The sequence below is a fragment of the Streptomyces sp. NPDC056486 genome (assembly GCF_042795295.1).
In the GTDB taxonomy this organism is placed as follows: Bacteria; Actinomycetota; Actinomycetes; order Streptomycetales; family Streptomycetaceae; genus Streptomyces.
The window spans coordinates 1-18,042 of the sequence record NZ_JBHTSF010000113.1 but is presented as its reverse complement, the minus strand read 5'-3'; the positions used below and the strand labels follow the sequence as shown (position 1 = coordinate 18,042).

13 protein-coding genes are annotated in these 18,042 nt (G+C 71.3%); 3 read left to right on the top strand and 10 right to left on the bottom strand.

Features of this window, described 5'->3' with window-relative positions; genetic code table 11:
- Positions 1-83: 83 nt before the first annotated feature.
- Positions 84-1,052: a chitinase gene (locus tag ACFQ7F_RS32795; protein WP_383278433.1), complete on the top strand. Its 969-nt coding sequence runs from the start codon at positions 84-86 to the stop codon at positions 1,050-1,052.
- An 83-nt stretch (positions 1,053-1,135) separates the two neighbouring features.
- Here ACFQ7F_RS32795 and ACFQ7F_RS32790 read toward each other — a convergent pair whose 3' ends face one another.
- Positions 1,136-2,479, bottom strand: a complete 1,344-nt coding sequence (locus ACFQ7F_RS32790; protein ID WP_383278403.1) for an Nramp family divalent metal transporter — start codon at positions 2,477-2,479, stop codon at positions 1,136-1,138.
- Positions 2,480-2,702: 223 nt separating this feature from the next.
- Here ACFQ7F_RS32790 and ACFQ7F_RS32785 point away from each other — a divergent pair, with 223 nt between their 5' ends.
- Complete coding sequence (locus ACFQ7F_RS32785) at positions 2,703-4,058, top strand: M14 family metallopeptidase (protein WP_383278400.1); 1,356 nt, start codon at positions 2,703-2,705, stop codon at positions 4,056-4,058.
- Positions 4,059-4,112: 54 nt separating this feature from the next.
- Here ACFQ7F_RS32785 and ACFQ7F_RS32780 read toward each other — a convergent pair whose 3' ends face one another.
- The 5 genes from ACFQ7F_RS32780 to ACFQ7F_RS32760 all read right to left on the bottom strand — a co-directional run bounded on the left by ACFQ7F_RS32780 (position 4,113) and on the right by ACFQ7F_RS32760 (position 8,967).
- The gene (locus ACFQ7F_RS32780; protein WP_383278397.1) at positions 4,113-5,678 is read right to left on the bottom strand and encodes an AAA family ATPase; all 1,566 of its coding nucleotides are present in this window, start codon (positions 5,676-5,678) and stop codon (positions 4,113-4,115) included.
- Between the two features lie 116 nt (positions 5,679-5,794).
- The gene (locus ACFQ7F_RS32775; RefSeq protein ID WP_383278394.1) at positions 5,795-6,367 is read right to left on the bottom strand and encodes a hypothetical protein; all 573 of its coding nucleotides are present in this window, start codon (positions 6,365-6,367) and stop codon (positions 5,795-5,797) included.
- Complete coding sequence (locus ACFQ7F_RS32770; RefSeq protein ID WP_383278392.1) at positions 6,364-6,606, bottom strand: hypothetical protein; 243 nt, start codon at positions 6,604-6,606, stop codon at positions 6,364-6,366. The genes ACFQ7F_RS32775 and ACFQ7F_RS32770 overlap by 4 nt, the downstream gene beginning before the upstream one ends.
- Complete coding sequence (locus ACFQ7F_RS32765; RefSeq protein WP_383278389.1) at positions 6,603-8,372, bottom strand: hypothetical protein; 1,770 nt, start codon at positions 8,370-8,372, stop codon at positions 6,603-6,605. Before ACFQ7F_RS32765 ends, ACFQ7F_RS32770 begins: the two co-directional genes overlap by 4 nt.
- Positions 8,373-8,478: 106 nt before the next feature.
- A complete protein-coding gene (locus ACFQ7F_RS32760; protein ID WP_383278386.1) occupies positions 8,479-8,967 on the bottom strand; it encodes a hypothetical protein in 489 nt (162 codons plus the stop codon).
- Between the two features lie 185 nt (positions 8,968-9,152).
- Between ACFQ7F_RS32760 and ACFQ7F_RS32755 the strand changes: the two genes are divergently transcribed.
- Positions 9,153-11,093 carry a caspase domain-containing protein gene (locus ACFQ7F_RS32755; protein WP_383278383.1) on the top strand — a complete coding sequence of 647 codons (1,941 nt, stop codon included), beginning with the start codon at positions 9,153-9,155 and terminating at the stop codon, positions 11,091-11,093.
- 111 nt (positions 11,094-11,204) lie between these two features.
- Here ACFQ7F_RS32755 and ACFQ7F_RS32750 read toward each other — a convergent pair whose 3' ends face one another.
- The 4 genes from ACFQ7F_RS32750 to ACFQ7F_RS32735 are packed head-to-tail and all read right to left on the bottom strand — an operon-like array spanning position 11,205 to position 17,877.
- Complete coding sequence (locus ACFQ7F_RS32750; protein ID WP_383278380.1) at positions 11,205-15,371, bottom strand: CHAT domain-containing protein; 4,167 nt, start codon at positions 15,369-15,371, stop codon at positions 11,205-11,207.
- Between the two features lie 54 nt (positions 15,372-15,425).
- The gene (locus tag ACFQ7F_RS32745) at positions 15,426-16,085 is read right to left on the bottom strand and encodes an RES family NAD+ phosphorylase (RefSeq protein ID WP_383278377.1); all 660 of its coding nucleotides are present in this window, start codon (positions 16,083-16,085) and stop codon (positions 15,426-15,428) included.
- Between the two features lie 2 nt (positions 16,086-16,087).
- Entirely contained in the window at positions 16,088-16,759 is a 672-nt protein-coding gene (locus ACFQ7F_RS32740; protein WP_383278374.1) for a hypothetical protein, read from the bottom strand.
- Positions 16,756-17,877 (bottom strand): hypothetical protein, encoded by a 1,122-nt coding sequence (locus ACFQ7F_RS32735; RefSeq protein WP_383278371.1) that lies wholly within the window; start codon positions 17,875-17,877, stop codon positions 16,756-16,758. Before ACFQ7F_RS32735 ends, ACFQ7F_RS32740 begins: the two co-directional genes overlap by 4 nt.
- Positions 17,878-18,042 lie beyond the last annotated feature (165 nt).

Genomic DNA, 18,042 nt, shown 5'->3' with positions numbered 1-18,042 from the left:
CCCCACCGGAGGCAGAAGTGGACCACGCACGCGGCAGTAGCGGCAGCAGCAGCGGCAGTACACGCAGGAAGGCAGGTTCTGTCATCGGTCTGGCAACGGCACTCGCCCTGGCACTCACCGGCCTGCTGACCGGCGGCGCGGACAACGCCGACGCCGACACCCGCGCAGTGCCCAAGCATGCGGTGACCGGCTACTGGCAGAACTTCAACAACGGCGCCACGGTGCAGAAGCTGAGCGACGTACAGGACGAATACGACATCATCGCGGTCTCGTTCGCGGACGCGACAAGCACCCCGGGCGAGCTGGCCTTCAACCTCGACTCGGCCGGGCTCGGCGGATACACCGTCGACCAGTTCAAGGCCGACATCAAGGCCAAGAAGGCGGCCGGGAAGTCCGTGATCCTCTCGGTCGGCGGCGAGAAGGGCGCGGTGTCGGTCAGCGACTCGGCGTCCGCGACCGCCTTCGCCGACTCGGCGTACAAACTCATGCAGGAGTACGGCTTCGACGGCGTCGACATCGATCTGGAGAACGGGCTCCACTCGACGTACATGTCGCAGGCGCTGAAGTCCCTCGCCGGGAAGGCCGGTTCCGGGTTCGTCCTGACCATGGCGCCGCAGACGATCGACATGCAGTCGACGTCAGGCGAGTACTTCAAGACGGCGCTCGCGGTGAAGGACATCCTCACGGTCGTCAACATGCAGTACTACAACAGCGGTTCGATGCTGGGCTGTGACGGCAAGGTCTACAGCCAGGGCTCGGTCGACTTCCTGACCGCGCTCGCCTGCATCCAGCTTGAGGGCGGTCTTTCCCCGTCGCAGGTCGGCATAGGTGTGCCGGCCTCGGCCAAGGCCGCGGGCGGCGGCTACGTCTCGCCGTCCGTCGTGAACCAGGCCCTCGACTGCCTGGCGAAGGGCACCAGCTGCGGTTCCTTCAAGCCGTCCAAGACGTACCCCGACATCCGGGGCGCGATGACCTGGTCGACGAACTGGGACGCCGCCGACGGCAGCTCCTGGTCCAAGGCGGTGGGCCCGCACGTCCACGGCCTGTCGTAACCCGGAAGCCCCCACTTCCCGGACAGACCGCAGCGCCGCCGCTCCCCCGGCGGCGCTGCTGTTCCATCAGCCCGACTCGTCCCCTACCAGGGCAGGTCGCGCACCTGCTGCACGCACAGGACGAGGAAGAGCAGTCCGGCCGCCGCGAGCATCACGTTGCTCAGCAGGCCGTTGCGCCATTCCTTGGGCGTACGCGAGGTGTTGAGCAGCCAGAGCAGCGTGAGCGCGAGGAACGGCATGAAGAACGCGCCGAGCACGCCGTAGGCGACGACCAGGCCGAACGGCTGGTCCAGGAAGAGCAGGCCCATCGGCGGGAAGGTGAGCCACAGCAGGTACGCCCGGAAGGGGACCGACTTCTCCCGCTTGCCTGCCGCGACCTCCTTGACCATCTCGTCGGCAGCACCCTGATCTTCCTCGACGGCCTTCGCGGCTCCCGAAGCGTCCCGCTCGCGCCGCAGCCGCTCCACGAAGTCCGCGAACATCAGGCTCACGCCGTGCCACACGCCCATCAGGGCCCCGAAGGACGTGGCGAAGAACCCGATCAGGAAGAGGTTCGCGGTGACCGCGCCGAACTTGTCCTCAAGGACGTTGCCGAGGTCGATGAGGCCCCTGTCGCCCGAGGTGAGAGCGATGTTCGTGGAGTGCAGGAGCTCGGCACCGATGATCATCATCGCGACGACGAAGATGCCGGTGGTGATGTAGGCGACGCGGTTGTCGAGCCGCATGACCTTGAGCCAGCTGATGTCGGTCCAGCCCTTGGAGTTCACCCAGTACCCGTACGCGGCCATGGTGATGGTGCCGCCGACGCCGCCGATCAGGCCGAGCGTGTAGAGCAGCGATCCGTCCGGCAGGGCGGGCACCAGGCCCTTGACGGCGTTGCCGAGGTCGGGGGCGACGCGGATGGCGACGTACACGACGATCAGGAACTTCATGCCGATGACGACCGTCATGACCTTTTCGAAGACGGCGTACCGGTTGAACCAGACGAAGGCGAGCCCGAGCAGGCCGCAGAGGATCGCCCAGAACTTCAGGCTCGGCCCTTCCGGGAAGAGCGCGACCAGCGGCAGGGCACTGGACGACATGGCCGTGGCGCCGTAGACGAAGCCCCAGATGACGACGTAGATCGCGAAGTACCAGGTGGTCCACTGTCCGAGGCTGCGCCAGCCCTCGAAGAGGGTGCGCCCTGTGGCGAGGTGCCATCGGCCCGTCGCCTCGGCCAGCGAGATCTTCACCAGGCAGCCGATGATCGCGGCCCACAGGAGCGTGTAGCCGAATTTGCTGCCCGCGATGAGCGTCGCGACCAGGTCGCCCGCGCCGACACCCGTCGCGGCGACGACGATGCCGGGGCCGATGTACTTCCAGCTCGCCTTGCGGAGCCGGGGTGCCGCGTCTCCCGTGGCAGCGTCGCTGCCTGTCGTTTCAGCCATGCCGATCAAGAAACCGCATGGCGGCGCGCGGCACAAGGGGTTGGCCGAAGACAGCGTTGACCGGAGCATGCCAGGCCTCCACGATGGGCCCGCGCAACCCGCACCGCCCAACCGGTACGCACAAAACCCGCACACCCGCACACCCGCACCGCGCAACCCCGCACCGCGCAACCCGCACCGCACGCGTCGCACTGAACCACCCCCCCACCCCTCAGGAGACTTCATGCGACTTCGCATACGCGGCAGAAGATCCGCCGCCCTCGCAGCCCTTCTCGCCGTCGCCGTGGCGGCGCCCATCACCGCCAACGCCTCACCCGACTCCGCCGACCGGACCGCCTCACGCAGCACGACCGAGGCCGCGACCGCGGCCGACAACGAAACGCGCCAGTACGAGATCCCCCTCAGCGACGACAAGGCCGCGCGCACCGCGCTCGCCCGCACCGGAATCGCCATCGACGAGGTCGACGCCCGCACGGTGGTCGTCTCCGCCGACGGCCGCGAGGCGGCCGGGCTACGGGACGCGGGCTACGAGCTCAAGGCCCTGGCCGGACCTCCGAAGCGTACGAACGGGCTGCCGGTGGAAGCCAAGGACTTCCCGCCCGCCGACGCGAAGTACCACAACTACGCCGAGATGAACGCGGAGATCGACCAGCGCATCGCGGCCCATCCGACCCTGATGAGCAAGAAGGTCATCGGCAAGTCCTACTCGGGCCGTGACATCGTCGCCATCAAGATCAGCGACAACGTCTCCACCGACGAGGCCGAGCCCGAGGTCCTCTTCACCCACCACCAGCACGCCCGCGAGCACCTGACCGTCGAGATGGCGCTGTACCTGCTGCGCGAACTCGGCGACGACTACGGCACGGACGCGCGCATCAAGAAGATGGTCGACTCGCGCGAGATCTGGATCGTGCCGGACATGAACCCGGACGGCGGCGAGTACGACATCGCGACCGGCTCCTACCGCAGCTGGCGCAAGAACCGGCAGCCCAACAGCGGTTCGTCGAACATCGGCACCGACCTCAACCGTAACTGGAACTACAAGTGGGGCTGCTGCGGCGGCTCATCGGGCTCCACCGGTTCGGAGACCTACCGGGGCAAGGCAGGCGAGTCGGCCCCCGAGGTGAAGGTGGTCGCCGACTTCGTCCGCAGCCGCGTCGTCGGAGGCAAGCAGCAGATCAAGGCCGGCATCGACTTCCACACGTACAGCGAACTCGTCCTGTGGCCCTACGGCTACACGTACAACGACACGGGCCCCGGCCTGACCAAGGACGACCGCGACGCCCACGCGGCCGTCGGCACCAAGATGGCCGCGAGCAACGGCTACACGCCCGAGCAGTCCAGTGACCTCTACATCACGGACGGCACCATCGACGACTGGCTGTGGGGCAACCAGAAGATCTTCAGCTACACCTTCGAGATGTACCCGTCGTCCGCGGGCGGCGGCGGCTTCTACCCGCCCGACGAGGTGATCGAGCGGGAGACGAACCGCAACAGGGACGCGGTCCTGCAGCTCTTGGAGAACGCGGACTGCATGTACCGGTCCATCGGCAAGGAGCAGCAGTACTGCACCGGTTGAGCAGGTCAGGTCGGTTCAGGGGCCGTCCGGCGGCGGCCCCTGACGTCCGGCCCGTCAGTCGTCCATGAACACGATCCGCCGCGCCGGCTTCGCGGCGCCCGGAGCCGTGCTGCCCGACGTGCGCCCCGCGGGGACGGCACGCTCCCGGCCCCAGGCCCTGATCTCCTCGATCTGCTCCGGGTTGACCCTGCTCATCGGCACGGTGTTGGCGAAGGTGTCCAGGAGCAGCGAGGGCTTCAGGTTGGCGGCGCCGCCGTTCAGGAGTGCCTCCGCGCCCACGTCGTGCAGGGCCGACTCGATGTCGGAGCCCGCGAAGCCTTCGGAGAGGTCGACGAGCCGGTCCACCTGCTCGCTCTCGGGAGCGGTCTTCAGGTAGCGGTGGTGGTAGAGGGAGATGATCTCCTTGCGCTCCTCGGCGTCGGGCAGGTCCACGAAGAACAGCTCGTCGAAGCGGCCCTTGCGCAGGAGCTCGGGCGGCAGGCTGCGTACGTCGTTGGCGGTGGCGACGACGAAGGCGCGCGACTGGGACTCCTGGAGCCAGAAGAGGAACTGGCCGATGATGCGCTGCGGTACGCCCGTGCCGTCGTCGCGGCCCGCGAGGCCCTTCTCGATCTCGTCGATCCACAGGATGCAGGGCGCCACCCGGTCGGCCATCGCCAGGGCCTCCCGGAACCGGCCCTCCGACTCGCCCAGGTACTTGCCGTGGATGCTGCCCATGTCGAGGCGGTAGAGCGGGAGCCGCCACTCGTGGGCGATGGCCTTCGCGGAGAGCGACTTGCCGCAGCCGGGCACCCCGACGAGGAGCACCCCGCGCGGCGGCCGCAGTTCGGTGCCGCGCAGGTCGGCGTGCATCAGCTCGTGCTTGCGGCGCAGCCATTCGCGCAGGCTGCCCAGGCCGCCGATCGAGTAGTCGCTCTCCCGCAGCGCCACCCGCTCCAGGCCGGTGAGATCGCTGAAGATCCGGTCCTTGGCCTGGGCGAGCCCGAGGACGTCCGCCTCCTTGATCGAGCCCTTGGCCGCGATGGTGGCCATCAGGTTGACGCACTCGGCCTCGGTGACGCCCCGCAGGAACTCGGCCGCGCGCCGCGCGTCCTCCTCGCTCCACTCGATGGGGATGTGGCCCCTGTGGTCACTGAGGAAGCTGCTGAGGATGCCGTACATCTCGTCGGCGTCCGGCAGATCGAGGTGCAGGCTCATGCCGAGGCGTTGCAGACCGCTCCAGATGGGGGTGTCCGTGATGAGGATGATGCTGCCCATGTTGCTGTCGGCGAGCCGGGCAAGCTCGGCCACGTGCCGGGTGATCGGGGTGTCCGCCTCCAGGCCGTCGGGGTCGACGAACACCACCGTGGCGTTGGCCCTGCTGGTGAACTGGGTGGCGGCGAACTCCATGGCGCCCGTGAGCGAACGGTCGTCCATCACCGGCGAGTTGGTCCGCAGATCACGCAGGCCCGTGGCCCTGGTGTAGATCCAGAACGGCATGCTGCTGCGGCGCGGCTGGGTGGCGGACTCACGCAGCAGGCTCAGGGCGCGCTGCTGCTCGATGGTGCGCATGCCGATCACCGGCACGCGCGCGGAGATGTAGCTGTCGAGGTGGTGCAGGCTCTCGGCGTAGTTCGACATACGGATTCGGGCCTTCGCGGGAGTGGGCGGGGTGGGCCGGGTCTTTCGGGGGGCTTCCGTGGCTCTTTCGGTGCTCTTTCGGGGCTCTTTCGGTGCTCTTCCGGGGTGCGCGCTCGTCAGTCGGGGATCACTCGGCGTCGGGGCGTGGCTGCCGGGTCGTACGCCCAGGGGTCCGGGCGGGCGCCCGTGGCGGGAGGCGGCGGGCCTTGGGCAAGGACTCCGGTGAGGGCGTTGTCGCGCAGGGTGCGGCGGCGTTCCTCCAGGCCGCGCGGGTCCCCGCCCCGCCGTACCGCGTCGTCGATGAACCGTTCCAGCTGGTCCTGAAGCTGCGGGATCTGCCGGTCGACCAGCTCGGTCATGGCCGTGCGCAGCTTCTGCGGGAGTCCGGGGTGGCCCGCCATGGCACGGACGCTCTGGAGTCCGGCCCTCGCCTGGGCCAGCTCCCTGCCGAAGGAGAACTCGTCCTGCGCCGACCCCATCGCGAGCGTCAGCTTCCCGGCCCAGGACGTGAGCCGCCGGTCGAGCGCGCTCCCGAGGTGGCCCGTGAGCCGCTGGACCGTCGCCCCGTCGTACTGCTCCTCGGTGATCGCGGGCAGCCCGGCCGGGTCGACGTCATCGAACTCGGCCCAGCGGCGCAGGAACTCGACCCAGGCCTGGTAGGCGCCGCCGTCGCCCCACAGTCCGCTCACGCGGAGCTGCCGGGGCGCCGTACGAAGGTCTCGCCGGGCGGCAGCGGCTCCCAGTCAGGCAGCTCCTCGGCGACCCGGCGGAGCCGGTTGGTGACGCGCTCGCCCTGGGTCTTGCCGGTGGCGGCCCACGGGGACTGGGGCTTCTGGCTCCCGTTCTGGCTCTGCTTCTGGCTCTGCTTCTGGTTCTGGCTCTGGCTCTGGGCGTCCGGGGACTGCCGGGGCTGCGGGGGAACGCTCATCGCTGCTTCTCCTTGGCGACGGTGCGGCCCTCGAAGGGCGAGCCGCCCTGGGTCGCGGTGGCAAGAGACGTGATCAGCTCGCGGCACTCCGACTCCACCAGATCGGCGGCCCGGTACTTCTCGTACCAGTCGGTCAACTCGGCTGATGCGCCGCGCAGTTGATGGAGCGAGTCCGTCTTGGCGCGCTCCAGGAGCTGGCGCGCGTTGTCCTGGTTGCGCTTGGCCGCCTGCGCGCCGTTGTAGAGGAAGAGCCCCCATACGCCGCCGGTGATCGCGGCGGCGACGAGCGCGAAGCCGATGTTGATCGCCCCGATGAGGAGCAGGATCCCCGCGACCACGGCGATCAGCGGCGCCACCTTGCGGCCCATCGGGTACGCGAGCGAGGCGATGAACGGAGCCATGTGCTGGTCCCAGTGGTCCGCGAGGGACTTCTCCAGGTCGGCGAGCGGCCGGGTGAACGATCCTGACCACGGCGGCAGGTGGAAGGTCTGCGCACCGACGGTGTGCGCCGTGCCGAACTGCGCCGCCACGTCCTGCGGGACCGACGCGCGGTAGTCGCGCGTGAAGCCCGTGTGCGCCTGGAAGAACCATTCGTTGCAGGCGGCGACGGCAAGGCGCTGGGTGGCGGCCGAAGTACCGATCGCCGTCGGGTTCAGCGCCGCCGTAGTCTGCACGGTCAGATAGTCGAGCGTCTCCTCGTACGACGCGGAGTCCGCGTCGGAGGCCTGGCGGGCCGCGATGACGTCGCCGTCGTGGCCGACGACCGCGTGGTTGAAGGCGAGATCGCGGCGCAGGGGCAGCTCTTCGTTGTCGTACTCGGAGACGAGCCGGTCGAGGATGTCGTCCACGGCGTCCTCGAGGCGGTCCGACGGAGCGAACTCCCGCTCCATGATGCCCCGGTACTTGTCGAGCACGGCCTCCTGTGCTCGCGCGGAGCTATAGGCCGAGTCGAGGTAGGGCCACTGCGGGGAAACCGCCGAGAGGAGCGGGAAATCGGCCTTGGCGGACGGCTGGCGCAGCGAGTCGATCTCGTCGCGCCACCGCGTGACCTGCCGCGTCTGCGACTGCGCGTCGTCGGCCAGGTGCTCGCGCCAGCCCGCAAGGGTGTCGGTGAGCAGCTCACGGCCGACGAGGCCGAAGGCGCCCTGAGCGATCGACTCCAGGATGACCGCGAACTCCCTGCCGAGCGCCGCGGGGTCCTGGGCGAGGAGGTAGTGCCGCAGCCAGCGCACCGCGGACTCCTTGCGGCCCTGGCGTCGCAGCACGAGCGCGAAGAAGAGCGAGGTGCGGTCCGGGGAGCGCCGGAAGGCCTCCTCCACGCCGCGCTCGCACAGCAGCCGGTCGTCGGCCGACCAGGAGGCGAGCGCGACCAGTGCGGGCGCCAGCCAGTAGCGGGGCGTCTGGATCATCAGCTGGTTGCTGACCATGCGGACGTTTTCCTCGGACACCAGGCCCACGTCGAAGGCCTGGAGGATGCCGACCGCGGTGCGCCGCACCGTCTTGTGGTGGCCGAACTCGTGGTCCACCTGGTCCTGGATGACGCCGATCCGGGTCTCGGCGCGCTGCACGTTGGCGGTGAACTCGGCCTGTTTGACGAACGCGAGGAACTCGTCACGCAGTTGCTGGAGTTCGCCGCGGGTCTGCTGCTGCTGGTGGTCGACGGTCGCCACCTGGCCGGACACCGAGCTCACCTGCTCGCCGAGCCTGACCACGAGGTTGCTGACTTCCTGCACCTGCCGACGCAGCGTGTAGTCCACCTCGGACATACGGGTCTCCGATCACACTGATCTGTTCTGTGGTTGGGGCTGTGTGTGGTGCGGTCGTGCTCGCGCTCAGGGACGCACGACGAAGCTCAGGGACGTACGACGGCGCTCAGGGGCGTACGACGGTTCCGTCCGCGAGCACGGGGAGGATCAGGCCGCCGTCGTAGACCTCGATGTACGCGTATCCGTCGGACCTGGCCAGCATCCTGGCCTGCGCGAACGGCTCCGGCATCGGTTCGGCCGGGGCGAAGTGCCGCAGGATGACGTGGAAGAGGTTGAGGACGTGGTCGATGTAGGGCGGGCCCAGGTGGCAGCGGGCGACGAGCCCGAGCGGCACGTCTCCGTACGCCGTCCGGTACTCGTCGCCGATCCACTCGGCGAGCTGCCGCCGCGCCCCCTCGTCGAGCCCCGCGTCAAGGCGGGTCACGGCGTCCAGGAGGGGCCGCGCCCGTGCCCGGTACAGCTCGCGGTTCGGGCCCGCGGTGCCGGGAGCCCGAGTGGTGCGCTGATCCTTGCCCAGGCCGGGCGTGAGCTGCTGACCGGTCTGCACGATCCGCCGAGGTCGCTCGATGTGCCCCATGTGTCCCCCGAGAGTCATGGGTGGTGAGCCGACGCGTGGCCGGCAGAGTGGTACGTGAAGAATGAAGAATAGTGACGCCACGTCAATAGTGCGACCTCACAGGCACATTGGCACGCCCTCGACCCAACGGCGGCCTGAAGACAACCTGTTCACGACCAGCACCGGGACTGTGGCTGGCCGCGGGCACTGTCAGACTCTCCGCCATGGGGACGATCTATGCGCTCTTGGTGGGCATCAACGACTATCCGCAGCAGATGGCGACACCGCTCACCGGATGCGTCAACGACACGAGGGAGGCCGGGCGGCTGCTCGCCGACCGCGCGGGCGAGACGGCGGACGTACGGGTCCTGTTGAACGCCGATGCCACGACGGCCGCCGTCACCGAGGCGATCGAGCGGCACCTGGGCGCGGCGGGGCCCGGGGACACGGCGCTGTTCTGGTTCTCCGGGCACGGCACACAGTCGCGCGCGACGGGCGCGGACCTCCTCGTCGAGGCGACGGGCCGCAACCAGGCCCTCGTCTGCGTGGACGGCCCGCTGCCCGACAAGCGTCTTGGCGCCCTGCTCGACGCGGTCGCCACACGGGGCGCGCACACCGCGGCCGTGCTCGACTGCTGCTACGCCGGGGGTGCGACGCGGGACTCGGAGCTGACGGCGCGCTATGCGCCGCCGGGGGCGGACTGGGACTGGGACTCAGGCTCGGGCTCGGAATCGGAATCGGACTTCGCGGGGGCGGAGGGCGCGGGGGCGCGGGATGCCGTGGTTCCCGAGGGGGCCGCGCGTCATGTGCTGCTCGCCGCGAGCAGGCTCAACCAGCGTTCCTACGAGGGGTACTTCGCGGGCCGCAGGCAGGGCGCCTTCACCCACGCGCTGCTCGGTGCCGTACGCGATGCGGGCAGGGAAGCGACGTACCGGGAGCTGCTCTCCGCCGCCGACGCACGCCTCCAGCGTTCCGGAGGCGGACAGCAGCCGGTGCTGCATCCGGCGGAGCCCGGCGGCGTCGCGGACCTGCCGTTCCTGGGCGGCTCGGTCTCGCGCGCGCCGAGCCCCTACCTGCTGCGGTACGGGACCGAGGGCTGGGAGGTGGACTGCGGCAGCGGGCACGGGCTGCGAGAGGGGGCAGAGGGTGCGGGTACGGAGTTCACCGTGCTGCCGAGCGCCGGCGACGGTGGGGTCGTCCGGGCGCGGGCCGTGCACGGTCACCGCACGCTCGTCGACCCCGTGGACTGGGCGCCGGTCGCCGCTCGGGTCTATCCGGTGGCGCTCTCGGCGCTCGCGCTGGCGCCTGCGACGGTTGCCGTGGCAGGCGCCGACGCCGGGCGGGCGCTGCGGGAGACGCTGGCCGTGTCGCCGCTGCTCCGGGTCGTCGAATCGCCCATGGAGGCCGGGGATCTGCACTTCCGGGTCGAGGTGCGGGGTACGGCGGCGCATGTGCTGCGGAGGGACGGGTCGCCGTTCGTGGAGCCGCTGCCGCTGCCGCTGGTGGACGCGGGGCGTGTCGCGGACTGCCTCGTCCACCTCACGCGCTGGCATCAGCTCCGGGATCTCACCTCTCGGCCCTCGCTCCTCGACGGGCTCGTGCGGGTGGAGATCAAGCCGTGGGATGCGCGGAACGAGCCGGGGGCGGAGCTGCTGCCCGACGGGGGCGGGGAGATCGTCTGCCCCTATGTGCCGGGGCCCGGTGGGCCGGAGAGCCCTTGGGTCTCCATCCGGCTGCACAACCGCTCTCCCGATCGGCCGCTGTGGTGCATGCTCCTCGACCTCACGGACGGCTACCGGAGTGACGCCGAGCTCTATCCGGGGCACTTCATCGCTCCGGGGCACACGGGGTACGCGCTCGATGATCAGCCTGTGCGGCTTTCGTTGCCGGTGGGGCGGGAGGCTGTGGGTGGGGCCAGTGCGCGGGACTGGTTGAAGCTGGTTGTGGCGGAGGGGGAGCTGAATACTGTGCCGTTCCATTTGCCCGCGTGGGGCGCGGGGGCTTCTTCCCGTTCCGGGGGGCTGGTTTCCGGTGATGGTGTTCTGCGGTTCTCCGGGCCCCAAGAGCCGGGTTTTAGCCGGGACTTGGGGCGGGTGGGGGGCGCGTCCACTCCTGGGCTCTGGGCTACTCGGACGATTCCGTTGCGGACTGTTGTGCCGGGGTAGGGCGGGCCCTGCGGGGCCATCCCCAATCCCGCCCCTTCCCGAAACCATGGGGCTTCGCCCCCTGGACCCCCTTACAAGATGTCCTCAAACGCCGGACGGGCTGAACTCCCGTTACTGCCCCAAGTGTGTGAATCCCGCCCACCCGCTCAAGTCGTCCGCATCGACACCCCGCGCCCTCTCCGCCAGCAACGGCGGCAATCCCGGCGGGAGTTCACGGTCCGGGTCCAGGATCCACAGCTGGGCCCGCCTCAGCGCCCTCGCCGGGGTCTCGCCCTCCTCCCGCAGGTAGTGGTGCGTGAGGAACATCAGTACCGATGTCGCGTCGTCCGGCACCGGCCACAGTGAGCCGATCACCGACCGCGCGCCCGCCACGAGGAACGCCGTCGAGAGGGTGTACGCCTCGTTGTGGCCACGTCCGGACACGTGGCTCCGGCAGGCGGCGAGCAGCACGAGGCCGAGGCGGCCGCGGCCCCCGCCGCTCAGTGCCTCCGTCAGTTCCTCCGCCGACAACTCGCCCCCGTGCAGGGAGAGATACGCGCTGCCGCGCGCCGCGGCCCGCCCCGTGACCGACGCGTGGCAGGCCAGGTGCAGTACCCCGCCGCTGTCCTCATCGCCCGCCCGCAGCCAGGACACGACCTCCGCCGGAGTGCCCGCCCCGTCCGACCGCCCGCCGGAGCGGCCCCCGAGGAACTGCCCCGAGGGGTAGAAGACCCGCTGCACGGCGTCGGCCTCCTCGCCCGCGTACCGCAGGTCCCCCGTGGGGTTGCCGACGACCAGTGCGCGCCCGGTGTGCGGGACGGCGGTTCTGGCGGCCACGTCGCAGAGCAGCCGTGCGGAGGCCGCGTACGAGATCTCCGCGTCCTGCAGCGCGTACCGGCGGCTCCCGTCGCCCACCTGGTCCCACGCCGCGTGCCAGGGGACCAGGCCGAGCGCGCCCATCGGGACGAGCACAAGGCGCGGCACCCTGCCGGGTTTCCGGGGCGCCGCGAACGCGTCGAACAGCGGCCGCATCGCCGCGTACCAGGCCCAGCCGCAGAGGCGGTCGAGCCGGTCGCGGTGGGGCCTCGCGGCGGGCGGGGCGGCAGGGGCGTAGCCCGGCACCGGGCCCATGTCGCGGGCGCCGTCGCCCGCGGGCACGTACGTGGCGAGTGGGCCCGCGTCCTCTCTCAGCTTGGGCAGCGGTACGGAGTGCACGTCGCCGCCGTTCGTGACGACGACCGCCGCGCCGCCCCCGTCGTCGGACGCGGGCACCAGGTAGATCAGCGCGTCCTTGCCCAGGGTGCGAAGGGCGGTGGCGATCTCGGCGGGCGTGGGCGGGTCGAGCAGCCGGTCCTGCGGAGTGCCTTCGCCGGGCGGCGCCTCCTCGCCGGTGAGCGCGGGGAGTACGCGGCGGCGCAGGGCGCTGGGCACGGACAGGGGGGCCTGCGCGGCGGAGAGCGGGTCCGGGGCCTGATCGGTCGCGGCGCCCGCTTCGCGCCACTGGGCCGCCAGATCCTCACGGCCGACCGCGACGAGCCGCTCCGGCACGGTGCTCGACGTGGTCGCCGCGTGCAGGACAAGTCCCCGGCAGGCGTCGAGCGCCCGTACCGCCTCTTCGGGGGCGTTGTCGCGCAGGCACCACGCGGCGACTTCGAGCGCCGCCCCTGTGGCCTTCTCCGCGGCCTGCGTCGCGTGCTCGGTGCCGGACTGGAGCAGCGCGGCCCAGGCGTGACCGCGCAGGGCGTCGAGCCCGATGCGGCGTGCGTGCGCGCGGTCACCGGCGTGCAGCGAGTCACGGGTGCGGTAGGCGCGCGCGAGACCGAGCCCGGTGGAGGCGTAGAGGCGGTGCTCGGGGCCGCCGACCACGCCGTAGGCGTACTCCAGCATCTCGACGCCCCGGGTGAGATGGCGGTCGCGGGCGCGCGGGTCGCGCTGGATCGCGGCGAGCGCGCAGTGGCCCGCGCCCAGGCAGTTGGCGTACCGCAGCTTGCTGTCGCTGCCCTCGTCGACCAGGTCGTGGGCCTCCTGGACCAGCTCCATCGCCTCGGCGAGATCGGCGGGGTCCTGGGTCTTCCCCGCCCGTACGAAGCGGGCGATGCCGCTGTCGCCGAGCACCCAGGCCCGGTGGTCGCGCGGCAGTTTGGCCGCATCCCTGCGCAGCTTCGCGGCGGTGGGCCTGCCGACCAGAGGCGGGGCCGGTGGCTCGCCGATCCCCTCGGCGAAGTCGTCGCGGACCATCCGGTCGAGCTCGATGAGCGTCCACAGTTCGGCGCGGGAGGGGTCTTCGGGGTCGAGCCCGGCGTGCACCTCCATGACGACGGCGATGTTCCGGTCGGCGGCGGCGATGTCACCGCGCCGGATCGCGGCCTGGGCGTCGAAGGATGCCTGCTGCGCGTCCATGACCCGGCGCTTGTGCGGGGAGAGACCGGGACGGTCGCGCAACTCACGCCACTGGGCGCGGGCCGCCTCGACGTCGTCCGCGCCGCCGCCGGTCTGCCCCCGGTGGCTGGTGGCCATGATCCTGGCGAAGTCGAGCCCGTGTTCCTCGGACCCGCCGCCTGCCCGGGCGCCCGCGGCCTGCGCCTGCGCGAAGTGGTCGAGGACCGTGTCCATGCCGCTCCCGGCGCCCGCCATCTCGTCCGCCATCCGGGCCGCACCGGCCGCCATGTGCGCGGTGCGCTGCCACGCCGGGTCGTCCTTGCCGTGTTCGAGCGCGGCCGCCACCAGCTCGTCCTTCTGCGCCGCGCTGACGTGGTCGCCGTGCGGATCCAGGATTCTCAGGTGCGAGAGCAGCATGGCGGCGGCCTTCGCGCGGCCCGCGCCGGGTTCCACCTCGCGCCACCCGGCGTACATCTCGTCGAACACGGCCGCGAGGCGTTCGGGGCCCGCGCCCGCGAAGAGCCCGGGGAAGTCCTCGTCGGTTCCGCTGAAGTCGAGGAAGGTCCGGCCTTCGTCGATGTCGTTGAGTAGATCCCTGTACAGAGTGGTGAGTCCGTTGTCCTGCGGCGACGTCGTGCCGTCCTCCGGCTCCTCACCGTAGAACCGGGCCCAGGCGGCGAGGATCCGCGCCCCCTTCCGTACCTCGGCGTGCGCCTCCTCGTCCGCGAGGACGAGTGCGGCCGCCTCGGCGACGTCCGCGATGCGGCTCGGATCCGGGTCGGCGGCGTGGCGGGACTGCTGGCAGTAGCCGAGGAACATCGCCGTGGCCGTGACCTTGCCGTCCCGTTCGGGCCGCCACTCGGTGACCGCGCGCCGCATCAGGGCGATGCCCCGGTCGCAGCCCGCCGCGTCGCCACGGGCGCTCGCCCGCTCGTAGAGCAGCCGCCCGAATCCGTCGAGGAACTGCGGCAACAGCTGTTCCTCGGCACCGGGCCGTGCGAGGAGCGCGGTCAGCTCGACCTCGCCCGCCGCCGCGTGCGCCTGGTCCTTCCAGGTGGACCAGATCACGAAGCGGACGAAGAGGCCCCGGCTCTCCGCCTCCCCGGCCCACCACGGCTCTTCCCCGGTACGCCGGCGCGCGTCGCGGACCGCCGTGCCGAACGCCTCGCGCGCCTCCTCCAGTTCGTCCCGGTCGGCGGTCGCCCTGCCGTGCACGAGCAGCGCGATGCCCAGGCTGTGCCGGACGAGCGGCAGGTCGGTGCCGGGCAGCGCGGCTTCGAGCACCGCCTTGTAGTGCGCCACGGAGGCTGCCGCGTCCTCGACACCGCCGCCCAGCATGCAGCGTTCGAGCCGCAGGAAGCCCTGCACCTCCCACAGGTCGACGGACTCCTCGCTGCCCGCCTCCAGGATCTCGTCGGCGTCGGCGCAGCGGCGCACGGCCTCGTCGAGCAGGGCGGCCCGCTCCTCGTCCGGCGCGTCCTGCGGGGTTCGCGTGTACCGCTCCCTCGCGCAGAGGGCGAGCAGGTGGCGGCCCAGTGCGCGTGGGACGTCGTACGTGGGGTCGTCGGCGGACAGTGACTCGGTTCCGGAGAGCAGCAACTCCCAGCATTCGGAGAGGAGTTGGGGCGAGGGGGCGGTGTCGTACTGCAGAGCCCGCACGTGCGCGTACAGGATCCGCCACGCGTGCCACTCGTCGTCCGTGCCCGGCGCGGCGAAGGCCAGGGCGAAGGCTTCCGCCGCAAGCTCCAGGTCCGCGCCGTCCGGCTCACTCTCGGCCGCCAGGTGGATGCGGTAGCTCAGTTCGCCCGCGTACGCGCACAGCGCCGGCGCCTCTTGCGCGTCGGACGGCAGCCGCGCGATGTGGTCGAGGACCTCGTCGCGCTCGTCCTCCAGCCGCGGCTGTCTGTTCTCGTCGAGCACGGTGACCCTTACGTGTGGTGACCCTGGCGTGTGGAGAGCGCGCGGAGAGGGCTCTCAGGGCGTGGGCGCGAGGCGCGCATGGTACGGCTGGAGAACGGAGTTGAGCCATGCTTCGCCGTCCGTCGTGCCGAAGTCCACCGCGTCCCCCTCGACGGCCTCGACGGCTCCCTTCGGGCACCGGTCGCCGAAGAGCAGCACCGTACGGTCGCCCGGCTCGCGCTTCGACGACCAGACGAAGCCCTGCGCCCAGGGGTCGGTGTGGCCGCGTATCCAGTGCGCCCAGTCGCGCGTGTACGCGTAGTCGATCGCCTCGGTCTGGACGAGCCAGCTGTCCTGGTGGACGGCGGCCAGGTCCTGCGCGCTCATCAGCGACACCACGGTGACGTCGGTGGCGAGCCGGAGCGTGGAAAGGCGCCGCCCCTCGACGCTCACGCGCGGAAGCAGCCGTGGTCCGCCCGCCGGGTCGAACGGCAGGGAGCGCAGCAGGGTTTCGCACACCGCCGCCGCCGGGCTGAGGCCCACGTAGAGGTAGCCGTAGGGATCGCAGGACGTGCCGTCGAAGCGGCCGCCCCCGTACAGGCAGTGCGAGGGGCGCGGGTTGAATCCGGCGGGGTCGCGGCGCGATGAGTGCACGCGGTGCACGACCGTGCCGCGCTCCAGGGTGACCTTGGCGGGGGTGCCGGTCATGGTGTCGGGCGGGCGGTAGTTGGGCACGGCTACTCACCCTCCATCAAGAACCGTGCGGTGTCCGCGAGTTGCCGGTCACGGCCGGAACCCAGGAGCAGCGCGGGAGGTGTGCCGAGCCAGGCGTTGGCGGACAGCCACCAGTCGGCGGCGCCCCAGGGGTCGCGGTCGGCGGCCAGGACGGCGTTGATTTCGAGGACGACGAGCCAGGGCATCGCGTCCTCGGAGAACTGGAAGCGCGGCAGGCGTGGCAGACCGCCCGCGCCGGGCAGCCTGATCAGCTCGGGCGCGAACGGATTGCCGCCGTGCCGCAGCACCGTGTCGGCGTCCAGGGCGGGCGCGGCGAGCAGCCGTTCGCGGACCGGGCCGAGCACGGGGCCGACCATGCGGTGGCCGTCGATCAGGAGCACGGCGAGGTCCTCCACGCGAAATCCCTGGTAGTCGAGGTCCTCTACGGCCAGCCCTTCGAGATCGGCGTCCATGGTGAGCCGCGCCTCTCCCCCGGCGCCGAACTCCTCCGGCAGCCGCTCCCGCAGCAGCCCCGCCGCCCGGTCGGCCGCTTCCCTGCGGGCCGGCTCGTCGGCGTCCCTGGCGCGTACGACGTCGAGGAGCGCCGCGAGACGGTCACGGAGCGGCTGGTCGAGGTGGTCGGCTATGCGGTCCCAGAGCGCGGCGGCGGCCGCGAGCACGGCGTACGGATTCACGGGTTCCCCCTGACATGGTCTTCGCGGATCCCCCGGTCGGCGAGCCCGGCGAGCAGTCTCTCGATGAGGTCGGCGCGCGCATGGCGGCGGACGACGAAGTGGACGTCCCAGGCCGCGCCGCGGGCGAGTTCCGCCTCCACTGCCGCCCACAGCGCGCCGAAGCTCTCCAGCGGCGGGAGACCGCCGCGGCCCGCGCCGAGCAGCGGCAGGCAGATGGAGGTGAGGGGCGGATCGCTCGTGCGGGACTCCTCGGCGAGCAGCGCGAAGGCGCGGGCCACACCCCGGGTCACATCGGCGGGCTGCACGTCGTAGTCATTGGTCTCGGGCCGGGGCACGGCCACCGCCACGTGGTAGATCCGCCGGACGCCCTGGCCCGCGAGGGCGCCCGACGAAGTGGCGACGACCGTTCCCGGCTGGGCCGCCCGGCCCGGTACTCCGTGCCGGGCGGCCCCTACCCGTAACTCGTCGTGGACATGGTCCTCGACGAGTCCCCCCGTGGGGTCTTTGCGCGCTCCGGCCCTCCGCAGGGTCGCCGAGACCGACGACTTGTAGGCGGCGGGCAGCGCGAAGTACGTGTTCGACGGCGAGACGATGACGTCCACGTCCCGCAGCAGGTCCACCGAGTGGACGTGCACGGTGACGGTCACAGCGCGCCCGTGCAGCGAGAGGCGGAGCTCGCGGTGGGCCGCGGGCAGTCCGCCCGTCTGCTCACCGCTCTCACCCGGCACCCGGACCGCGATGCCGACGACCTGCTCGGCGATCTGCCCGAGCACCATCAACTCGTGGTGCTTGCGGAACCGTTCGACGCTGACCCCGTACACCTGGGCGGCCCTGCGGCGCCGGTCGGCGGGCGGCCAGTCGCGGGTGCCCTGGGCGAGGCCGAGGGTGTACTCGGCGGCGGTCTGGAGACTGCCACCGCCGATTCCGGCGACGGCGGCCCGCAACAGTCGCTCGACGGCCCCGAAGGACAACTCGCCGTCGGCTGCGGGCAGTTCATCGGCGATACGGATCAGCTCAGGCGTGTCCGTCTCACGCAGTCTGACGACGCCTGCCCTCCGCACCTTCCTCACCTCCTCGAGTACCAATCCGTGATCGGGCATGCGAGGAGGCGGTGACATGGCGGCAAGGATCCCACCGGCGTCACACCCCTCACAAGCCCGTTCCGTTCTCCCCTCGTCTTCCATTGGACCGCTGCCGCCGGTCGGACTCCGGGCACGCGCGGGGCGGAAACGGGTCGGGAAGACGAGTCGGGAAGACGAAAGGCGCCCCCGGCCGTTGCGGCC

Coding starts and splice junctions, on each gene's coding strand:
- ACFQ7F_RS32755 (WP_383278383.1), top strand. CDS start 9,153: ATGGGGACGATCTATGCGCTCTTGGTGGGCATCAACGACTATCCGCAG.
- ACFQ7F_RS32790 (WP_383278403.1), bottom strand. CDS start 2,479: ATGGCTGAAACGACAGGCAGCGACGCTGCCACGGGAGACGCGGCACCC.
- ACFQ7F_RS32785 (WP_383278400.1), top strand. CDS start 2,703: ATGCGACTTCGCATACGCGGCAGAAGATCCGCCGCCCTCGCAGCCCTT.
- ACFQ7F_RS32780 (WP_383278397.1), bottom strand. CDS start 5,678: ATGTCGAACTACGCCGAGAGCCTGCACCACCTCGACAGCTACATCTCC.
- ACFQ7F_RS32735 (WP_383278371.1), bottom strand. CDS start 17,877: ATGTCACCGCCTCCTCGCATGCCCGATCACGGATTGGTACTCGAGGAG.
- ACFQ7F_RS32770 (WP_383278392.1), bottom strand. CDS start 6,606: ATGAGCGTTCCCCCGCAGCCCCGGCAGTCCCCGGACGCCCAGAGCCAG.
- ACFQ7F_RS32760 (WP_383278386.1), bottom strand. CDS start 8,967: ATGACTCTCGGGGGACACATGGGGCACATCGAGCGACCTCGGCGGATC.
- ACFQ7F_RS32765 (WP_383278389.1), bottom strand. CDS start 8,372: ATGTCCGAGGTGGACTACACGCTGCGTCGGCAGGTGCAGGAAGTCAGC.